We start from the raw sequence: 18,032 nt of genomic DNA on the forward strand, positions 1-18,032 counted from the left end.
TCGTCTATCCTTCCCGGCGGCCCTTGCCGCCGTCATATTCGCGCACGCCGCGTAAACGGTTGGCTTCCTCTACAACACGTTGCGTGAGTCCACCAGAGGCGAGCGCCCCATGTATCACAGTTTGACGGCCAAAGGCCAAACCCAACTCATCTGCCGTCAGCCAGCCAATATACGTTCCGAAATGCGGCGTACTCAACTTCGACTTGCCACGGCCCGAACCATCAACCGCCTGGATCAGAACATGCGCCTCTTCTATCTGGAGCATATTCTTGACTTTTTCATAGCCTGCTACGGCGCGTCCGCCTTTGCGGGACAATGCGATCAAATCGACCACACGCCGCGCCAACTGCCGCTCGACCTCGTCGACCAGATCGTCTTGCACCTGCACGGGTTGCTTAGCGCCCCGCGCAAACAATTTCTTCTTAACAGCCTTGTCCAAGGCCGACCGATCCGCGGCGACATAGATACCACGACCGGGCAACTTGCCCGCAATGTCCGGCACGATCTGTGCATCCGGACCCACGACAAAGCGGATCAACCCGTACTTGGGTTGCACCTCGCCCGTGGCAATGCACTTGCGCTCCGGTCCATCCGACCGATCCTTTGAGACGCCACCGCGACCCATCAGGCTCACCCGAGGCCTGAGATCAGGCCTCGGCCTCCTCGGTCAGTTCTTCACCGTCTTCTTCCGCTGCTTCAGCTTCCAATTCAGCGGGGTCGACCCAGCCCAGAAGGATACGCGCCGTCATGACCAATTGCTGTGCCTCTTCCAAAGACATATCGAAAGGTTCCAGAACACCATCGTCCTTGTGACGTTCGCCATCGACGGTTGTCCAGCCACCGGCCAGTTCCCAGTCTGCGCATGTTGCAAAATCTTCGAGGGTTTTGACGTCGTCTTTGGCGAGCGCCTCTACCATTTGGGGTGTAAGCCCATCGAATTCAATAAGGCTGTCCTCGGCACCCATGCTGCGTGCGTTGTCCAGCGCCGCCTTGGCTTGCGCTTCCAGCACGTCGCGGGCGCGGGCCTGCAGTTCTTGGGCGGTGCCTTCGTCCACACCGTCGATGACCAGCAGTTCATCCAGTTCGACGTAAGCCACCTCTTCGAGGTTGGTGAACCCTTCCGAGACCAGAAGCTGAGCAAAGAACTCGTCCAGATCCAGATTGTCCATGAATAGCTTGGTGCGCTGTTCGAATTCGGCCTGACGGCGCGCCGATTCCTCGGCCTCGGTCATGATGTCGATGTCAAGGTTGGTCAGTTGGCTCGCCAGACGCACGTTTTGACCGCGACGACCGATGGCCAGCGAAAGCTGCTCTTCGGGCACAACAACTTCGATCTTACCGGCTTCTTCATCCAGAACCACCTTGCTCACCTCCGCGGGTTGCAATGCGTTCACGAGGAACGTGGGTTGATCCTCATTCCATGGAATGATGTCGATCTTTTCGCCTTGCAGCTCGTTCACAACGGCCTGCACGCGAGAGCCGCGCATACCAACGCAGGCACCGACAGGGTCGATAGAGTTGTCATAGGAAATGACAGCGATCTTCGCGCGCGAACCGGGGTCGCGGGCTACGGCCTTGATCTCGATGATGCCGTCATAAATCTCTGGCACTTCCATCTTGAACAGCTCGGCCATGAACTCGGGCGCTGTGCGGCTCAGGAAAATCTGCGGGCCGCGCTGCTCGCGGCGCACATCCTTGATGTAGCAGCGGATACGATCATTGGGGCGGTATGATTCGCGGCCGATCTTTTCGTTGCGGCGCAGGATGGCTTCACCGGCACCCACATCGACGATGACGTTGCCGTATTCCTCGCGCTTGACCAGCGCGTTGATGATGGTGCCCGCACGATCCTTGAATTCTTCGAACTGACGGTCACGCTCGGCTTCACGCACCTTTTGCAGGATCACCTGCTTGGCAGATTGCGCGGCGATGCGGCCCATCTCGACCGGGGGGACTTCCTCGACAAAGGTGTCACCGACGGCGGGGTTTTCCATATATTGCTTCGCTTGCTCAATGGTGAACTCAGCCTGGTAGTTTTCCAGCTCTTCTTCCTCGACCACGGTGCGGACGCGGGTGAAGGTCGCTTTACCCGTCTTGCGGTCGATCGACACACGAATGTCCATCTCGGCGCCGTAGCGGGACTTGGCGGCGCGGGCGAGCGATTCTTCCATCGCCTCGACCACCAAACCTGGGTCGATCATCTTTTCGCGCGCAACAGCTTCTGCGGTTTGCAGCAGCTCAAGCTGGTTTGCAGATGTAATGGCCATCAGCTTTCCTCCTCCGACCCTTCGGTCTGAATCTCGTCAAAATTGTCTTCGTTCAACACGCCCGCAGCTTTGCGCTGGCGCAGCATTTCCTTGATCAGCTCGTCCGTCAGGACCAGCTTGGCATCGCTCAACCATTCGAACTTGAGGCCGATGGTGATCTCTTCGCCGTTCCCGCCACCCGGGACGTTGATCAGCACCTCGTCATCCTCGACACCTGCCAGCACACCCTTGAAGCGGCGGCGTCCGTCGATCAGCTCGTCTGTTTCCAGTTTCGCGTCGTAGCCTTCGAACATGTCGAAGTCCTTGAGACGCGTCAGCGGGCGATCAATACCGGGTGACGACACTTCGAGCGTGTAGGCATCCAATATAGGATCCTCGACATCCAGTGTCGCGCTGACCGCAGTAGAGATCGCACCGCAATCGTCGACCTCAATACCGCCATCGGGCTTGTCGGCCATGATCTGCAACGTCGTTTCCTTGCCGCTCATCAGCCGAATGCGCACCAATTCATACCCCAGATCCTCGATCACCGGAGTGATGATCTCGGCCAATCTGCGGTCGATGGCTGCTTTGGCGATCAGGTCGTTGGTCATAGTGTCCAAGCACAAAAAAACGGGCGCGCGGCCCGTTGATGTTTCCCGGTGGAGCGTCGGGTTTGGACCCCAGCGCGCCGCTGTTGAAAGGCATATACGCATGAGGGGGTGAGTCTGCAAGCCCCTCAGGTCATCCACCACCGCTCGGCCATACGCAGGTTGTCCAGCGGCCAGGATTTTCCGACCGTCACGGGTACTGTAACCGATCGACTGGCGATGTGTGTCGCGACATGTGCATTGGGCAATGTCTGGAAATCACGGGGGTCTGCGTAGTCATCCAAAACAACCACATCCGCCACATCGACCAGCCCATCCCGCAGCGCTTCGCCGCGCACCTTGTCAGCGCTGAATTGAACGAACTCCACGCTGTCGAACCAACCCGCATTCTGCTTCCAGTGGTTGCTCACCCGAGTGCCAATGAAATGGCGGCTCTCATCAAGTTTCTGGACTTCGTACATTCCAGTTCCCGTGTCACCACGCATCTCGAACCCCGGCTGCGCCAGCAGGTAAGGTAGGCTCGGGTTGGGCGCGTCCAAAGTGATCTGAAGGGTCAGCGGGTCCAACACCTCAATACCCCAGATCAAACCCGACACAGCGGACGCATCAAAGGCAGTGCCATCGTGGAATGTTACACCTTCACGCAGGCCGAACCGCCAAACGCGGGCATCTGCATCAGACGACCAGTCTGTCGCCAACTCACCGCGCAGGGTCCCATCGGCTGCAATCTCGGTCAGGTTGTCGAACAAGGTCGCCGTGACAGCCTGATCGAACAAGTCAGGCGACAAGGCCGCCCGCAACCGCCCGCCCCGACGCGGCAACGCAGACGCACCGGTTGCCGCCAGCAAGGCTGCGGCAGCACCTGATGCAAAGAGCGCGCGGCGGTCGATCCGAGTCATTTTCCTGCAATCCTGTCCATGGTGCGCACCAGTTCAGCCGAAATTCCCGGTTCAGACAAGGCATGACCGGCATTGCGGACCATTTTCAGCTCACCCATCGGCCACGCCTGCGACAGCGCATAAGCGCTATCCGGGGGGCAGATCATATCATAGCGGCCTTGCACAATTGTGCCGGGAATATGCTTGATCCGACCCGCATGGGCGAGGATTTGACCGTCAAACTCCAGGAAACCGGCATTGGTGAAGTAATGATTCTCAAGCCGTGCAAAGGCGCGTGCATAGTCCCCGGGGGCTTCAGCCCCCGACCCGGAGGAATGGATAGACGCCAACGCATTCTCCCAAGCTGACCATGCGCGGGCAAAGCGCGTTTCAAGCGCGACATCACCAGAAAACAGCCGCCGGTGGTAGGCCCCAATCAGATCGCCCCGTTCGTCTTCAGGGATCAGCCCTTCAAACCTGGCCCAGACCTCGGGCCAGAACTTGCCTGCTCCGCCGCCGTAGAACCAATCCAACTCGGCCTGCGTCATCAGAAACACGCCCCGCAGAACTAGGTTGCGGACGCGCGACGGGTGCGCTTCGGCATAGATCAGGGCCAGGGTTGCACCCCAACTGCCGCCAAAGACAATCCAGGCGTCTATGTCCAGAGTCTTGCGAATCATTTCGATGTCATCAACCAGATGCCACGTCGTATTGTTCATCACCGAAGCGTGCGGACGGGACCGTCCACATCCACGCTGATCAAACAGGATAATCCGGTAGTGTTCCGGGTCGAAGTACCGCCGCATCGCCGGACTGCACCCGCCACCGGGGCCGCCATGCAGAACGACGACAGGCACACCATTTGGATTGCCGCATTGCTCGACATAAATCCGGTGCCCCTGCCCAACTTCGAACATCCGTTGGTCGTAGGGGTCCATAGGCGGGTACAGATATTGTACCGCGCGCTTTTGATCGCTGTGTTTGTCCATTACTGACCTACATAGGGCTTGAGAGCCACATGAGCATACGGAGACGCAAATGCAAACGCATCAAACCACCGTTGACCCCTCGGAAATCGCAAAATTCGAGGCGATGGCAGCGGAATGGTGGGACCCGAACGGGAAATTCAAGCCGCTGCATATGCTGAACCCGTGCCGGTTGGATTACATCACGACACAAATTGCTGCGGAGTTTGATCGGGATCTGACCGGACCAAAGGCATTCGAAGGGCTGCGCATTCTAGATATTGGATGTGGTGGCGGGCTGTTGTCCGAACCCATGGCACGTTTGGGGGCAGAGGTTGTGGGCGCGGATGCGGCAGAGCGCAACATCCCCGTGGCACAGGTTCATGCCGAACAGTCTGGCCTGACCATCGACTATCGCCACACCACGGCCGAGGATATGGCAGCCGCTGGTGAGCAGTTCGACGTCGTTTTGAACATGGAGGTCGTAGAACATGTGGCCGACCCCCTTGGCTACCTGACCGCCTGTCGCCAACTTCTGAAGCCAGGTGGGTTGCATATCTGTTCGACAATCAACCGGAATCCCAAATCCTATCTCATGGCCATTATCGGGGCTGAACATGTGATGCGATGGCTGCCGAAGGGCACACATGAATGGAACAAGTTCATCACCCCGGACGAACTCTTTGATTTGATGCGGAACGCTGGCCTCGACCCGGTAGATCGCAAAGGGTTCATCTTCAATCCGCTGACATGGGGTTGGAAACTGTCGGACACAGATCTGAGCGTGAACTACGTCACGGCCAGCATCAATCCGGCTTAGGTTTATTGGACATCTGCTCGCGCAGTTGGCGCAGGATCGGCAACGTGGCACGCACGCTGTCCTCGCCCAGCTTGTCGATCACTTCGCCCACCATGGGGGCGATCGCGCTCAACGCTTGATCACGGGCGCGCCGACCGGCAGGGCTGATGGCGATCATCTTGCGGCGGGCATCGTCCCAGTCGGGGCGGATATGGATGTAACCGGACCATTCCAAACGGCTCAGCGTGTTGGTCATGGCCCCACGGGTGACATTGAATGTTTCGGCCAGTTGCGCCGGGCTGCGCTCACCTTCGTGCCAGGCCAGGTGGTTCAGAACCGAAAAATGGGAAATCTCCATCCCCTTGGGCAACACGCGGCTGAGGCGGTTGCGAACCATCTGGTCCGCCGCCAACACTTCGCTGAACAGCGAAATGGCAAGTGCGTTTTTTTCCGTGCTCATGCGCTATCAGGGGCCTTCAAAAGCGCGCGCGTTGTCCCGTGAGGGGATACGGCGGCGGGCCTCGGCCACCTTTTCCAAGTCTAGATCAAAAACATAAATGCCGGGCGCCGTGCCTGCGTCAAGTACGACCTCGCCCCAAGGATCGACAACCAGACTGTGTCCGTAGGTGTCCCGGGTCTTGTGCAAAGCACTGGAATGCGTGCCTGTCTGGGCGGGGGCCAAGACCCAAGCCCCGCCTTCGATCGCGCGCGCTCGCAGCAAACTGTGCCAATGGGCCGCACCAGTGACGGGCGAAAAGGCAGCCGGAAAGGTCAGAATTTGTGCCCCCGCTGTAACCAGAGCGTCAGCCAATCTGGGAAAGCGCATATCATAGCAAATGGCCATCCCAACGGCGCCACAGTCGGCTTTGGCCAATACAGCACGGTTGCCAGGTTGGTATCCTGCCGACTCTTGGAACGTCTCTGTATTGTTGATCGCGACGTCAAACATATGAATTTTGTCGTACTGCGCGACGATGTCCCCGCGGGGACAAATCAAGAAGGAACGGTTTAACAACCGTTTGTCTTCTGTATCACCCTTAAGCCCAAGCGAACCGATCAGAATATGTACATCGTTTTGCTTGGCCAGATCACGTAGCGCAGCAAGGGTCGGGTCATCATCCTGATGGTGCAGCACATCATGCTGATGTGTGCGGCTCGTGCTGACGCAGTTCGTGACCTCGGGGGTTAGGATGAACTCGGCACCCATATCGACGGCCTGCTGCACCATCTGTACTGTCCGGGGCAGGTTCGCCTCCGGATCGTCAGATACATTCAGCTGCAGCAGAGCCGTTCTCATTTATGCGGCAAGCAGCGGATCAAGCTTGCCTTCACGCTCGAGCGCATAGAGGTCGTCGCAGCCGCCCACATGGGTGTCGCCGATAAAGATCTGCGGCACGGTCCGGCCACCGTTGGCGCGTTGAATCATCTCAGTCTTACGCTTCGGTTGGGCAAGCACGTTCACTTCGGAGAAGGTCACACCTTTTTCGTTCAGCAGACGTTTGGCCGCGTGGCAAAAGCCACACAAGGGCGACGTATAGATTTCGACAGCTTTCATGGCGCAGGTCCTTTTGGCGCAAATATCAGGTTGGGGCGTATTTAGGCATCTTTCGCAACCCGCGCCAGTACAGCCACGCAGACCTCTGTTGCACCTGCCGCACGGCAGGCTTCGGCACAGGCGGCAAGTGTAGCCCCCGTTGTCATAACATCATCGACGAGAATGATGGGCCTGTTGACGATACGGTGACGACGGCGCGGCGTGACCCTGATCGCGCCATCAAGGATATCGGCACGCTCGGCCTTGGTCTTGCCATCCAGGGATGGCGTGCGACGCGGGCGCTCGAGAAGATCGGCACAAACCTCATGTCCGGTCATCGCAGACAGGTGTGTCGCAATCAGAGCCGACTGGTTATAGCGGCGCTTCACCAACCGCATCCAGTGCAGCGGCACCGGCGCAATGAGCGCATTGTCAGCTGCCATGCCGGCCACTGCTTGCTGCATCCATCCCGCTGCGGGCTTGGCGATTTCCTGTCGATCCCCATGCTTAAGTTGTAGAACCAGCTTGCGCCCCATGCCGGTGTAAATCAGAGCCGCACGCCCATGTTTCCAAGGCTTTGGCGCGCGCAGGCAGGCGTCACAATGCACCACCTCGTCCTGTGCGGAGCCGGGCAAAGGCGTGCTGCAACTGTCACATACCGTGCCACCCACAAAGGCAGTCTTACCCCAGCAGACACCGCATAGGCCAAAGTCACTGTCCACCATGTCTCCGCACCCCAGGCAACGCGGGGGATAGATCGCAGTAAGTGCGGTTTGTAAAAGCCCCATGCCTGTCCTACCTATGCCGCCATGACGCAGCCCACTCCATTGACCGATTTGCAGGCATTGACCCGCAACCGTGCCCGCGCCGATGCCTCTGCCCTGTTTCTGCAAGAGTCAGCGCGGGATGAGATTGAGGATCGGGTGACGATGGTTAACAAATCCTTTTCATCAGCCGGAATCGTGGCCGCGTTTCCAGAGGTGTGGCAAGGACGCCTGGGCGCAGCACGGGTTGTAGAAGAGGCCGAGACGCTTCCCTTTTCACAGGATGAACACGATTTGTTGATCCACAGCCTTGGCTTACATTGGGCAAATGATCCCGTGGGTCAGCTGATTCAATGCCGCCGCGCGTTGCGGCCCGATGGGTTGCTGCTGGCCGTGGCTTTGGGTGGGCAAACCTTGCACGAGTTGCGATCTTGTCTCGCCGAAGCAGAGATTGCCGAAACCGGAGGCCTGTCCCCACGTGTCGCGCCGATGGCTGAGGTGCGCGATCTGGGCGCTCTCTTGCAGAGGGCTGGGTTGGCCTTGCCCGTGGCAGATACCGTTCCGCTGCGTGCGCAGTACCAATCCATGTGGCACCTGATGCGTGACTTGCGCGCCATGGGTGAGAACAACGCACTAAGCGCACGACCTCGCATTCCGACCCGACCCAGTATTCTGAAACGTGCGGCGGATATCTACGCAACGACGTTTCCCGGAGATGACGATGGAATTTTAGCAAGCTTCGAATTGATCGTTCTGACCGGATGGGCGCCTGATGGCAGTCAGCAGAAACCGCTCCGTCCCGGATCGGCACAGGCGCGTTTGGCGGATGCGCTTCGCACGGACGAAACGTCGCTGCCAGATTGACCTGTAAGTAAAACCGTTTATCTGAGGCCCATTGCAGACCAGGATATGACCCAGATGCTTGATACCAGCAAAACCGCGACCCGCCCAACACATGCGGCGGAAGATCACCCGGCGATTCCGGCAGCGCGCGTGGGCATCCTGTTGGCCAACCTTGGGACGCCAGACAATTACGACTACTGGTCGATGCGCCGCTATCTGGGCGAGTTCCTGTCGGACAAGCGTGTCATCGACTACAGCCCGTGGATCTGGCAGCCGCTGTTGCAATTGATCATCCTGACCAAGCGTCCGTTTTCATCAGGTGCTGCATACAAATCGATCTGGAACGAAGACGCAGGCGAAAGCCCCTTGATGACCATCACCAAGGACCAGGCCGCCAAGATCAAGGACGCCATGCACGCGCAGTACGGCGATCAGGTCATGGTCGATTTCTGCATGCGCTACGGCAATCCATCGACCAAATCCAAAGTGCGCGAGATGGTAGAGGCCGGGTGCCAGAAGATCCTGTTCTTCCCACTATACCCTCACTACGCCGGTGCCACCTCAGCCACCGCAAACGACCAGTTCTTTCGCGCATTGATGGAAGAAAAGTGGCAGCCGACCACGCGCACAGTCCAGCCTTACTTTGAGCACCCAAAATATATTGAAGCGCTGGCCCAATCCATTGAGCGCGCCTATGGCAATCTGGATACGCGCCCGGACATTCTTGTGTGTAGCTATCACGGCGTTCCACTGCGCTACCTGATGGAGGGCGATCCCTATCATTGTCAGTGCCAGAAAACGACTCGCCTGTTGAAAGAGCGGCTTGGCTGGGGTGATACCGAAATCACAACAACCTTTCAGTCAAAGTTCGGGCCGGAAGAGTGGCTAAAACCATATACTGTAGAAGAAGTGGCGCGGCTCGCCGAAGCTGGAAAAAAGAACATCGCCGTATGTGCACCTGCATTCTCAGCTGATTGCATCGAAACGCTTGAAGAGATCAATGAAGAGATCAAGGAAAGCTTTGAAGAAGCGGGCGGTGAGAGATTTACGTATATTCCGTGTCTGAACGATGATGACGCGCACATCGATGCATTGAGCACGGTGATCCAAGAAAACTTGCGCGGCTGGCTGGACTAGCTTTTCGCCCTTTAACAAAAAAAGGCGGCTCTAAGTGAGCCGCCTTTTTAATGATATTATTCCGCCAATTAGTCGGAAACAGCCGCCGCAACGAGAATCAGAAGCAGCAGGGGCAGAACGATGCCGCCCGAGGAGCTTTGCGTCTCTTCAACGATCACGGGAGCTTCGATAACAGGCTCGGCAGGTGCGCCGGCGAATGCGGTCGAAGCAGCAGCAGTCAGAGCAGCAGCGAGAACGAGTTTTTTCATATTAACCTCCAGTTACGCGCACCAACAATTATCGTTGGAACGCACCCAAGACTTACCTCGTGAGTCTCTGTAAACAGCAATACCGGGCGATTGCAAACCATGTTTCAGGGACTTAGCCGCCGTTCCGCCTTAATGTCGTCAAATTAGCAACACTTGAGTTCCGACATTCGCCATTTCGTACAGCTCTTCGATGTGTTCGTTGTACAAACCAATACATCCATTCGAAGATTTGCGACCAATCTTGCGTGTATCGTGGGTGCCGTGGATCCGGTAATAGGTCCAACTCAGGTGCAGTGACCGCGTACCAAGCGGGTTCTCAGGACCGGGACCGATATAGTCGGGCCACTCGGGGTTCCGCTTTTTCATGGACGGTGTTGGGCGCCAATCCGGCTTTGGATCCTTGAGGATCACACGGGTACGACCGCGACGGGTCAAATCATCAGTCAGCGGCACGCTGGAAGGGTAGAGCTTGTAGACTGTCTGCTCTGCGTTCCAGTAATGCACCGCACGACTGTCGATATCGACCAGGATCGCCCCGTTGCGCAGGTTGTCGAAATAAGGCTGCCAGTCCAACGAACGGAAGCTGGATATATTGCGTCGAGCGGACAATGTCGGGTCACGTGATGCCTGGCCAGCGGGAATGTTCTGTGCCAGCGCAGGCGCGCCAATCAACGCAGCGGAGCCGGCCAAAAAAGCACGCCGACTTGGTGTATTATACGATTTTTTGGACATTGAATGTCTCTCCGGTGGTGTAATCCTGCCAATCGGCGGAAGAATATTGCCTGAAAGCCGCAGTCGCAAATCAAACAGATGTCATCACGCAGCATCACGCCGATGTGGGTTTGTAATGCAACGTTCAAGCCGCTATCGAGTTATGAACAACAAAGATGATGTGCAGGAACAATGCGAATTTTCTCGGTCCTTCTGGTCGCTGTTATTACACTTGCGGCCTGTACAACACCCGAAGCGCCCACGCTTGGCGACGATGGACGTGCGCTGCCCCAACTCTATCGTATCCGCAACGGTGATACGGCCAAGCTCCAGTTCCGTATGCTGGATTCAGTCAATGCATTGCGCAGCGCACAGGGTGCTGCACCGGTTGAGCTTGATCCTCAATTGAACGCTGCAGCCGCGACGCACTCACGGGATATGTCTTTGCAGAATCGCCCCTGGCACTTTGGGTCTGATGGTTCATCGCCGATCGATCGCCTGCAGCGCGTGGGCTACACCGGAAGCCTTATCGGCGAAAACATCTCGGAAACATACGAGACCGAGCTTGAGACCCTGGCCGCATGGATGGAACAGCCGGACACGCGCCGGACGATCCTTTCCCCGCAAGCACAAGACATGGGATTCGCCTGGTTCCAGGAGAGAAACGGCAAGATTTGGTGGACCATGGTGATGGCCAACCCTTCCAACACGCCTCTGGTTCCTGCGGCCAACCCGTCAGCATCCCGCCTTGTGCCTGATCCCACACCCAATCCCGAAGAGACAGCAACAGATTCTACTGAAGAGGACGCGGTGATTATCACCACGCCTGCGAGCTAACTACGGGTTAATCTGGATCGGCGTGCCGTTGCGGACCATGGAGTAAACATCTTCCATCTCGCGGTTCGGAACGGCAATGCAGCCCCACGTCCAGTCACTACGCCGCCGCTTGAGTGGGCTGGACTCGCCATGAATAAAGATATCTCCGCCGGGCGGCTTGCCCAATGCCGCCGCCTCCGCCCGGTCCCGTGCGTTTGGGTATGAAATACCCAGCGACAAATGAAACTGGCTGTTCGGATTGCGACGATCAATAAGGTAAGTACCCTCGGGTGTGCGACCGTCGCCTTCAAAGAACTTGTCGCCGATCGGTGCAAATCCAAGGTCGATCACATAATCCTTGAGCACCTTGTCATCATTCAAAAGATACATGCGCCGCGCTTCCTTGTTCACCACGATGTAAGTGATGTCAGGCCCGTTATAGCTTTTGAATTTGCTTCGAGAAGAACAGGCACCCAACGTCATAGCTGCGGCCCCGCCCATCATCAGATGTCTGCGCTTCATGAAAATCCTGTCCCAATGCGTCGTTTTTGTATTTGAGCCAAAAATACCACGGTTTATGTCGGCACGCCTAGCCAGATTTTGCCCGCACGGATCACCAGACTGTGATCACTTGTCCTTCAACTGCTCTTCAATCGCATCCAAGCGCTTCAGTACTTCGTCTCGGTAACTGTCCGTCGCCGCATTGCTTTCCTCCGCATGCGCATCCTGCATCGAATTGACGATCAGGCCGACCAACAGGTTCACCACGGCAAAGGTCGTGACCATGATGAAAGGAACAAAGAAAATCCACGCATAAGGATACACTTCCATCACTGGGCGGACGATGCCCATTGACCACGATTCAAGGGTCATGATCTGGAAAAGAGAGTAGGCACTCAGGCCGAGATCACCGAACCAATCGGGAAAGCTGCTTGCAAACAGCTTCGTTGCCATCACTGCGCCAATATAAAAGATCAACGCCATCAACAAAAACACACTGCCCATACCGGGCAAGGCAGTCACAAACCCTTCGACCACGCGGCGCAGGCTGGGCGCGACCGAAATGACGCGCAGAACCCGCAAGATCCGCAGGGCGCGCAAGACCGACAGACCCCCCGCGTTTGGCACCAGCGCGATCCCGACAATCACGAAGTCGAACAGATTCCAGCCATTGCGAAAAAACCGGCCGCGGTAGGCGATCAGTTTGACGATGATTTCAGCCGTGAAGATGCTCAGGCATGCCTTGTCGATGGCGACGATCAATCCACCCGCAACTGACATCGCTGCCTCTGACGTCTCAAGCCCTAGCGTTATGGCGTTCAGGATGATGATCGCGATAATTGTGTTGGTAACACGCGGGCTTTCCAGCCAGCGGGCAAGGGCGATGCGGTCCATATGTGGTCTCCTTCACGCGGCGATATGGGCCAAACGGAAGGCACCGACAAGTTCGACATGGGCCGACCAGCGGAACTGGTCCACCGGCTGCACCCAATCCAGCACATATCCTGCGTTGCACAAAGTTTCGGCATCACGTGCAAAGGTCTGTGGATTGCACGACACATGGGCAATGACAGGCACCTGCGCCTCGGCAAGTTCAGCAATCTGCGCAGCAGCCCCAGCGCGTGGCGGGTCGATCACGACAGCATCGAAGCGGGAAAGCTCATCAGGCAATAGGGGGCGACGAAAGAGGTCGCGGGTTTCAGTTGTGACCCGCTTAAGTCCTTGTGCCTGCCGCCAACCCACATCGAGGGCATGCATCATTTCAGACGATCCTTCGACCGCATGCACCTCGGCGCTTTCCGCGAGGGGCAGCGCAAAGGTACCGCAACCCGCAAAAAGGTCCGCCACCGATTTGGTTGGTCCGACAATCTCTTTGACCAGATCCGTCAGTTTCATTTGCCCGTGTTCCGTGGCCTGGAGGAATGAACCGGGCGGCGGAACAACCTGCGCCTTGCCCATCCTTTGCGCTGGAGGAACGCGCATACCAATCAACTCGTCGTCCCAAGTCAGCCGGGCCAGGCGATACTGTTCGCAGAGTGCAGCCAATGTGATCCGCAGCGGGCCGTCCAGCGGCTTGCCGCCGGCGACGGCCACGTCCAAACCTTCCAGACTGTCTGTCACGGTGACAGCAAGCTCTGCCTTACGGCTGGTCCCGACCAGGGCAAGGTCTTCGGACAATTTCAATCCAGCCAGGAGTGCTGGTGTCACAAGGATGCAATTGGGCACGGGAATGATGGCATCTGATTTGCGGGCATGGAACCCGGCCATAGCCCCCTTCTTTGTGCGACGTGCCGCGAAAACTGCACGACGTCGCGACCGGTCAGACGAGGTTACTGTCGGTCGAATATCAGCCTCTAATCCAACGCTTTTTAACGCCATGAAGACGATATCGCGCTTCCAATCAGCCACGAGCTGATCGCTTGCGTGCTGCATCTGACAGCCACCACAGGATCGGAAATGGAGGCAGGGCGGTGACACGCGATCAGCCGACGGCGTGTCAATCCGAGGCTCTGTCAGATGTGTTCCATCCAATATCCCGCTCACCACTTCACCCGGCAGAGCGAGCGGCACAAAGATCGGTCCAGGCGCGATACCATCGCCCTGCTGACCAAGTCGTTCAATCGTCACAGTTGTCATGTGCCGTGGCCTAACCGGACCTGTCCGTTTGCAAAAGCCCTATTCAGCAGCACGCGTGCTGATAAAGCCGCCGGACTGACGCCGCCAATAGCGCGCATATAGCCCGCCCTTGGCCAGCAAAGTATCATGCGGCCCTTCTTCGACGATGCGACCCTCATCCATGACGATGATCCGGTCCATCTCGGTCAAGGTTGATAGGCGGTGAGCAATGGCGAGCACGGTCTTACCCTCCATTACGCGGGACAGGGCTGACTGGATAGACGCCTCAACCTCGCTATCAAGTGCACTTGTGGCTTCGTCCAGCACCAAGATCGGAGCATCTTTGAGGATGGCGCGGGCCAAGGCGATGCGCTGGCGTTGACCGCCCGAGAGCTTCACGCCGCGCTCACCCAGATGAGCATCATATCCCATGCGCCCCTTGTGATCCTGCAAATCAAGGATGAAGTCATGCGCCTCTGCCTTCTTGGCAGCGGCGATCATGTCATCTTCGGATGCGTCAGGGCGACCATAAAGGATGTTTTCACGTGCGGATCGATTAAACATCGCCGTTTCTTGGGTGACCATGCCAATGTTGTGGCGCAGGCTGTCTTGGGTCACGCGGCTGATGTCATTCTCATCAATCAGAACCTGGCCCTTTTCCCCTTCATAGAGACGCAAAAGAAGCGACACGAGTGTGGATTTACCAGCGCCCGACGCGCCCACAATTCCGACCTTTTCGCCAGCGGCAATGTGCATGTTGATATCGGTGATTCCACCTGTTTCCCGCCCGTAGGAAAAACCGAGGTGATCAAAGCGGATCTCTCCCTTCACGCCCACAAGTGGCAAAGCGTCTGCCGCGTCTTGCACGCGGGTACGGGGGGTCAGGGTACGCATCCCATCTTCTACCTCACCCACGTTGGAATAGATCGCCATAAGGGTAAAACTGACCCATCCGGTCATCTGCGCAATACGGATCGCAATGGCGCCTGATGCAACAATGTCACCTGGGGTCGCGATCCCCTGTCGCCACATCAGGATCGTACCGCCCAGCAGGAACACAGGCAACAGACCCGCCAGTGCCATAAGGGCAAAGCGGAACCATGCGGACAGGATGCCAAAATCCACTGAGGTTTTGCGGAACCGACCCATGGCGTCCAAGGCTGCCTGATCTTCGTGATCATCGTGGGCGAACAGCTTGACGGTCTTGATGTTGGTAATCGTATCCACGACCTGCCCCGACACCATGGCACGCGCCGCCGCCCTTGCGGCGGATCGCTTGCGCACACGCGGCAGGTACCACCGGATCAGGGAAAAGTAAGCGACCAGCCAGATGGCAAACCCAACGGCCACACGCCAATCGATTGCCAGAAGCAACAGGATCGAACCGACCAATGACGCAAGCGCAAAGGCCACCACGTTGATGAATTCCGATACGATATCGGTTACGGCGCGCGCGGCCTGCATCTGCTTTTGCGCGATGCGGCCGGCAAAATCGTCATCAAAGAACGTGACGGACTGGCCCAATGTCCAGCGGTGCAGGCGCGACAGAACCAAAGGATTCACGTTTGGCTGCACGATGATTGCGTTTGTGGCCGCGCTCAGCCCGAACAATATTGGTCGCGCGATCAAGAAAAAGGCCAGCGCACCTGCCATAAGGCCTATATTAGAGACTGAAAAGAACCCGTCGGTTCCCAAGTCTACTGTCGCGTCGATCACCATACCAAGGATCAACGCTGTGCCAGCCTCAAGCGCGCCAGCCGCAGCCGAACACAAGGCGGCCAACCAAAGGGCTGGCCACGCTCCGGACACGCACCAACGCAGAAAGGGCCACAGTGTTTGCGGTGGCGGACCTTCCGCCCGTCGAAACGACTCTATCCAGTTTGAAATCTTCACTCTGCCGCCTCGGTCGCGAGAAACCCGCCGGATTGGCGCGCCCAGAGGTCAGCATATAGCCCGCCCCTGGCCAAAAGCGCGTCATGTGATCCGTCTTCGACGATTTTCCCATCATCAAGGACAAGGATGCGATCCATTTCAGCGATGGTGGACAGGCGATGCGCAATGGCAATCACTGTCTTGCCCTCCATCATCTGATAAAGCGTGTCCTGAATCGCCGCCTCAACCTCGCTATCAAGCGCACTTGTCGCCTCGTCCAGCACAAGGATCGGCGCGTTCTTGAGAATGATACGGGCCAAGGTGATGCGCTGGCGCTGACCGCCCGACAGCTTCACGCCCCGCTCGCCAACTTGCGCGTCATATCCCGTGCGTCCCTCGGGGTCAGCGAGGTCGAGGATAAAATCATGCGCCTGGGCCTGACGGGCGGCGGCCCGCATCTCCTCCTCGGTCGCGTTGGGTCGACCATAAAGAATATTGTCGCGCACGGATCGGTGCAGAAGCGAACTGTCCTGCTGCACCATCCCAATGTTCAAGCGCAGACTGTCTTGGGTCACCTGTACGATGTCCTGACCATCGATGATGATTTGCCCATCTTCGGCATCGTAGAAGCGCAAGAGCAACTTCACCAAAGTCGATTTTCCAGCGCCTGACCGCCCCACGAGCCCGACCTTTTCACCTGGTTGAATGACGGTCGAGACCTCCTGCAACCCGCCGCTGCCGCGCCCGTAGTGATGCGTCAACCCGTGCAAGGCGATCTCACCGCGGGTCAGCTCAAGTGATTTGGCGTCTGGGGCATCCACGAGGGTGACAGGCTGGGCAATCGTCTCCATCCCCTCGGAAATGATGCCGAGGTTCTGAACCAGAGATGTCATCGCCCACATGATCCAATAGGTCATGTTGTTGAGCCGCAGTGCGATCGTCAGGGCGGCGGCCACCATGCCTCCGGTCGTGAAACCACCGATCCACAGCCAGATCGCAAGCGCACCCATCGACACGATCATCATGGCGTTCAGGACCGTCAGGCACACATCCATCCTAACGACGATGCGCATTTCTTTCATGAACGTTTGACGCGCGTTCTCGATTGCCTCTTTGGCATAGTCGACTTCGCGATCATGGTGCGCAAACATCTTGACCGAATGGATGTTCGAGTAGCTGTCAACGACCCGACCCGTGATTGCGCTGCGCGCGTCCGAGCTGGCCTTGGCCGCTGGACCTGCGCGGCGGATGACCCAGCGCAACAAAAGCAGATACCCCATAATCCAAAAGATCAAAGGCAGCGCCAGCCACAGATCAAAGCTCATCAGCAGGATAACCGCACCAATGACCGACACCGCAAAGAATGACCCGGCATCAAGCACCTGGAACATCGCCTCGCCCGTGGCAGGTGGCGTTTGCATGATACGGTTGGCGATACGCCCGGCAAAATCGTCCTCGAACCAGCCAACCGACTGGCGCAGCACGTGCCTGTGCGATCGCCAGCGGATAAGCGTACCAAGGTTGGGTAAGAGAGTGTTGTGCAACAGCGCTACATCGACAAATCCCATGACGGTGCGCAGCACCAGAACCCAGAGCGCAACAAATGTGAACTCAAGGCCATACTCCGGAATGATCATCTCGGGCGTACCCTGTGCGAGCAGGTCCACGATGCGGGCAACATACCAGATCAGCAGAATTTCCCCGAATGCCACCACCGTGCTGAAGACAAAAGTGATGGCGATCACTGCACGGAACGGCCTCAGATACTCCCGCAGAAACGGCCACAGCCTGGTCGGCGGCGTGTCGTTTTCAGCGTAAGGAAGATAAGGATCGACGAGCGATTCAAAGAACTTGAACATGACGGGTTCCGTAGAATTCTATTGCAATAGGCACGTGACACGGGCAATGGCCCTGTACGTCACGAAGGACAGTCAGCGACGATCAGGCGTCGTTCCAGATTCCTAGTACCATCTTGCACTCCATCAGGTTCCC

The 18,032-nt window shown here is 57.5% G+C and carries 20 protein-coding genes; 4 read left to right on the forward strand and 16 right to left on the reverse strand.

What is annotated here, in order from left to right; translation table 11 throughout:
- Window positions 1–4: 4 nt before the first annotated feature.
- The 5 genes from Q1A51_RS16215 to pip all read right to left on the reverse strand — a co-directional run bounded on the left by Q1A51_RS16215 (window position 5) and on the right by pip (window position 4,724).
- Window positions 5–625, reverse strand: coding sequence for an RNA-binding protein (locus Q1A51_RS16215; RefSeq protein ID WP_299601145.1), 621 nt, complete (start codon window positions 623–625; stop codon window positions 5–7).
- A gap of 22 nt (window positions 626–647) precedes the next feature.
- A complete protein-coding gene (gene nusA, locus Q1A51_RS16220; protein ID WP_299203200.1) occupies window positions 648–2,267 on the reverse strand; it encodes a transcription termination factor NusA in 1,620 nt (539 codons plus the stop codon).
- Window positions 2,267–2,860 carry a ribosome maturation factor RimP gene (gene rimP, locus Q1A51_RS16225; protein ID WP_299600700.1) on the reverse strand — a complete coding sequence of 198 codons (594 nt, stop codon included), beginning with the start codon at window positions 2,858–2,860 and terminating at the stop codon, window positions 2,267–2,269. Before rimP ends, nusA begins: the two co-directional genes overlap by 1 nt.
- Before the next feature lie 125 nt (window positions 2,861–2,985).
- Entirely contained in the window at window positions 2,986–3,756 is a 771-nt protein-coding gene (locus tag Q1A51_RS16230; RefSeq protein ID WP_299600702.1) for an ABC transporter substrate-binding protein, read from the reverse strand.
- Entirely contained in the window at window positions 3,753–4,724 is a 972-nt protein-coding gene (gene pip / locus Q1A51_RS16235) for a prolyl aminopeptidase (protein ID WP_299203209.1), read from the reverse strand. The genes Q1A51_RS16230 and pip overlap by 4 nt, the downstream gene beginning before the upstream one ends.
- 49 nt (window positions 4,725–4,773) lie before the next feature.
- Here pip and ubiG point away from each other — a divergent pair, with 49 nt between their 5' ends.
- Complete coding sequence (gene ubiG / locus Q1A51_RS16240; protein ID WP_299600704.1) at window positions 4,774–5,520, forward strand: bifunctional 2-polyprenyl-6-hydroxyphenol methylase/3-demethylubiquinol 3-O-methyltransferase UbiG; 747 nt, start codon at window positions 4,774–4,776, stop codon at window positions 5,518–5,520.
- Here ubiG and Q1A51_RS16245 read toward each other — a convergent pair.
- Genes Q1A51_RS16245 through Q1A51_RS16260 form a run of 4 tightly spaced genes read right to left on the reverse strand, consistent with a single transcriptional unit; the run spans window position 5,507 to window position 7,821 of the window.
- Window positions 5,507–5,959, reverse strand: coding sequence for a MarR family transcriptional regulator (locus tag Q1A51_RS16245; protein ID WP_299600706.1), 453 nt, complete (start codon window positions 5,957–5,959; stop codon window positions 5,507–5,509). The two genes, ubiG and Q1A51_RS16245, sit on opposite strands and share 14 nt — an antisense overlap.
- A 6-nt stretch (window positions 5,960–5,965) precedes the next feature.
- A complete protein-coding gene (locus Q1A51_RS16250) occupies window positions 5,966–6,796 on the reverse strand; it encodes a carbon-nitrogen hydrolase family protein (RefSeq protein WP_299600708.1) in 831 nt (276 codons plus the stop codon).
- The gene (gene grxC / locus Q1A51_RS16255; protein WP_299600711.1) at window positions 6,797–7,054 is read right to left on the reverse strand and encodes a glutaredoxin 3; all 258 of its coding nucleotides are present in this window, start codon (window positions 7,052–7,054) and stop codon (window positions 6,797–6,799) included.
- 41 nt (window positions 7,055–7,095) lie between these two features.
- Window positions 7,096–7,821, reverse strand: coding sequence for a ComF family protein (locus Q1A51_RS16260; protein WP_299600713.1), 726 nt, complete (start codon window positions 7,819–7,821; stop codon window positions 7,096–7,098).
- Between the two features lie 21 nt (window positions 7,822–7,842).
- On the opposite strand from Q1A51_RS16260, the gene Q1A51_RS16265 reads away from it, so the two are divergent.
- Window positions 7,843–8,661: a methyltransferase domain-containing protein gene (locus Q1A51_RS16265; RefSeq protein ID WP_299600715.1), complete on the forward strand. Its 819-nt coding sequence runs from the start codon at window positions 7,843–7,845 to the stop codon at window positions 8,659–8,661.
- A 54-nt stretch (window positions 8,662–8,715) separates the two neighbouring features.
- Entirely contained in the window at window positions 8,716–9,777 is a 1,062-nt protein-coding gene (gene hemH, locus Q1A51_RS16270) for a ferrochelatase (RefSeq protein WP_299601148.1), read from the forward strand.
- 68 nt (window positions 9,778–9,845) lie between these two features.
- Here hemH and Q1A51_RS16275 read toward each other — a convergent pair whose 3' ends face one another.
- Together Q1A51_RS16275 and Q1A51_RS16280 are read right to left on the reverse strand one after the other, a co-directional pair.
- Window positions 9,846–10,025, reverse strand: coding sequence for a hypothetical protein (locus Q1A51_RS16275; protein WP_299203229.1), 180 nt, complete (start codon window positions 10,023–10,025; stop codon window positions 9,846–9,848).
- A 138-nt stretch (window positions 10,026–10,163) separates the two neighbouring features.
- A complete protein-coding gene (locus Q1A51_RS16280) occupies window positions 10,164–10,757 on the reverse strand; it encodes a L,D-transpeptidase (RefSeq protein WP_299203232.1) in 594 nt (197 codons plus the stop codon).
- Between the two features lie 171 nt (window positions 10,758–10,928).
- Between Q1A51_RS16280 and Q1A51_RS16285 the strand changes: the two genes are divergently transcribed.
- Entirely contained in the window at window positions 10,929–11,573 is a 645-nt protein-coding gene (locus Q1A51_RS16285) for a CAP domain-containing protein (RefSeq protein ID WP_299600717.1), read from the forward strand.
- On the opposite strand, the gene Q1A51_RS16290 is transcribed toward Q1A51_RS16285, so the two are convergent.
- From Q1A51_RS16290 to Q1A51_RS16310, 5 genes are all read right to left on the reverse strand, one after another.
- Complete coding sequence (locus tag Q1A51_RS16290) at window positions 11,574–12,074, reverse strand: L,D-transpeptidase family protein (protein ID WP_299203240.1); 501 nt, start codon at window positions 12,072–12,074, stop codon at window positions 11,574–11,576.
- Window positions 12,075–12,179: 105 nt separating this feature from the next.
- Entirely contained in the window at window positions 12,180–12,947 is a 768-nt protein-coding gene (locus tag Q1A51_RS16295; protein WP_299203243.1) for an ion transporter, read from the reverse strand.
- 12 nt (window positions 12,948–12,959) lie between these two features.
- On the reverse strand, window positions 12,960–14,189 hold the full coding sequence (locus Q1A51_RS16300; RefSeq protein WP_299600722.1) for a class I SAM-dependent RNA methyltransferase: 1,230 nt from the start codon (window positions 14,187–14,189) through the stop codon (window positions 12,960–12,962).
- Window positions 14,190–14,228: 39 nt separating this feature from the next.
- Entirely contained in the window at window positions 14,229–16,061 is a 1,833-nt protein-coding gene (locus tag Q1A51_RS16305; RefSeq protein WP_299600725.1) for an ABC transporter ATP-binding protein, read from the reverse strand.
- A complete protein-coding gene (locus Q1A51_RS16310) occupies window positions 16,058–17,899 on the reverse strand; it encodes an ABC transporter ATP-binding protein (protein WP_299600728.1) in 1,842 nt (613 codons plus the stop codon). The genes Q1A51_RS16305 and Q1A51_RS16310 overlap by 4 nt, the downstream gene beginning before the upstream one ends.
- Window positions 17,900–18,032: the final 133 nt, after the last annotated feature.

Source organism: uncultured Tateyamaria sp., assembly GCF_947496075.1.
GTDB lineage: Bacteria > Pseudomonadota > Alphaproteobacteria > Rhodobacterales > Rhodobacteraceae > Tateyamaria.

Excerpts from the sequence above, each read along its gene's own strand:
- nusA (WP_299203200.1), bottom strand. The coding sequence starts at position 2,267 with ATGGCCATTACATCTGCAAACCAGCTTGAGCTGCTGCAAACCGCAGAA.
- Q1A51_RS16275 (WP_299203229.1), bottom strand. The coding sequence starts at position 10,025 with ATGAAAAAACTCGTTCTCGCTGCTGCTCTGACTGCTGCTGCTTCGACC.
- pip (WP_299203209.1), bottom strand. The coding sequence starts at position 4,724 with ATGGACAAACACAGCGATCAAAAGCGCGCGGTACAATATCTGTACCCG.
- rimP (WP_299600700.1), bottom strand. The coding sequence starts at position 2,860 with ATGACCAACGACCTGATCGCCAAAGCAGCCATCGACCGCAGATTGGCC.
- Q1A51_RS16280 (WP_299203232.1), bottom strand. The coding sequence starts at position 10,757 with ATGTCCAAAAAATCGTATAATACACCAAGTCGGCGTGCTTTTTTGGCC.
- Q1A51_RS16260 (WP_299600713.1), bottom strand. The coding sequence starts at position 7,821 with ATGGGGCTTTTACAAACCGCACTTACTGCGATCTATCCCCCGCGTTGC.
- Q1A51_RS16245 (WP_299600706.1), bottom strand. The coding sequence starts at position 5,959 with ATGAGCACGGAAAAAAACGCACTTGCCATTTCGCTGTTCAGCGAAGTG.
- ubiG (WP_299600704.1), top strand. The coding sequence starts at position 4,774 with ATGCAAACGCATCAAACCACCGTTGACCCCTCGGAAATCGCAAAATTC.
- Q1A51_RS16215 (WP_299601145.1), bottom strand. The coding sequence starts at position 625 with ATGGGTCGCGGTGGCGTCTCAAAGGATCGGTCGGATGGACCGGAGCGC.
- Q1A51_RS16290 (WP_299203240.1), bottom strand. The coding sequence starts at position 12,074 with ATGAAGCGCAGACATCTGATGATGGGCGGGGCCGCAGCTATGACGTTG.
- Q1A51_RS16265 (WP_299600715.1), top strand. The coding sequence starts at position 7,843 with ATGACGCAGCCCACTCCATTGACCGATTTGCAGGCATTGACCCGCAAC.
- hemH (WP_299601148.1), top strand. The coding sequence starts at position 8,716 with ATGCTTGATACCAGCAAAACCGCGACCCGCCCAACACATGCGGCGGAA.
- Q1A51_RS16295 (WP_299203243.1), bottom strand. The coding sequence starts at position 12,947 with ATGGACCGCATCGCCCTTGCCCGCTGGCTGGAAAGCCCGCGTGTTACC.
- Q1A51_RS16250 (WP_299600708.1), bottom strand. The coding sequence starts at position 6,796 with ATGAGAACGGCTCTGCTGCAGCTGAATGTATCTGACGATCCGGAGGCG.
- Q1A51_RS16300 (WP_299600722.1), bottom strand. The coding sequence starts at position 14,189 with ATGACAACTGTGACGATTGAACGACTTGGTCAGCAGGGCGATGGTATC.
- Q1A51_RS16310 (WP_299600728.1), bottom strand. The coding sequence starts at position 17,899 with ATGTTCAAGTTCTTTGAATCGCTCGTCGATCCTTATCTTCCTTACGCT.
- grxC (WP_299600711.1), bottom strand. The coding sequence starts at position 7,054 with ATGAAAGCTGTCGAAATCTATACGTCGCCCTTGTGTGGCTTTTGCCAC.
- Q1A51_RS16285 (WP_299600717.1), top strand. The coding sequence starts at position 10,929 with ATGCGAATTTTCTCGGTCCTTCTGGTCGCTGTTATTACACTTGCGGCC.
- Q1A51_RS16230 (WP_299600702.1), bottom strand. The coding sequence starts at position 3,756 with ATGACTCGGATCGACCGCCGCGCGCTCTTTGCATCAGGTGCTGCCGCA.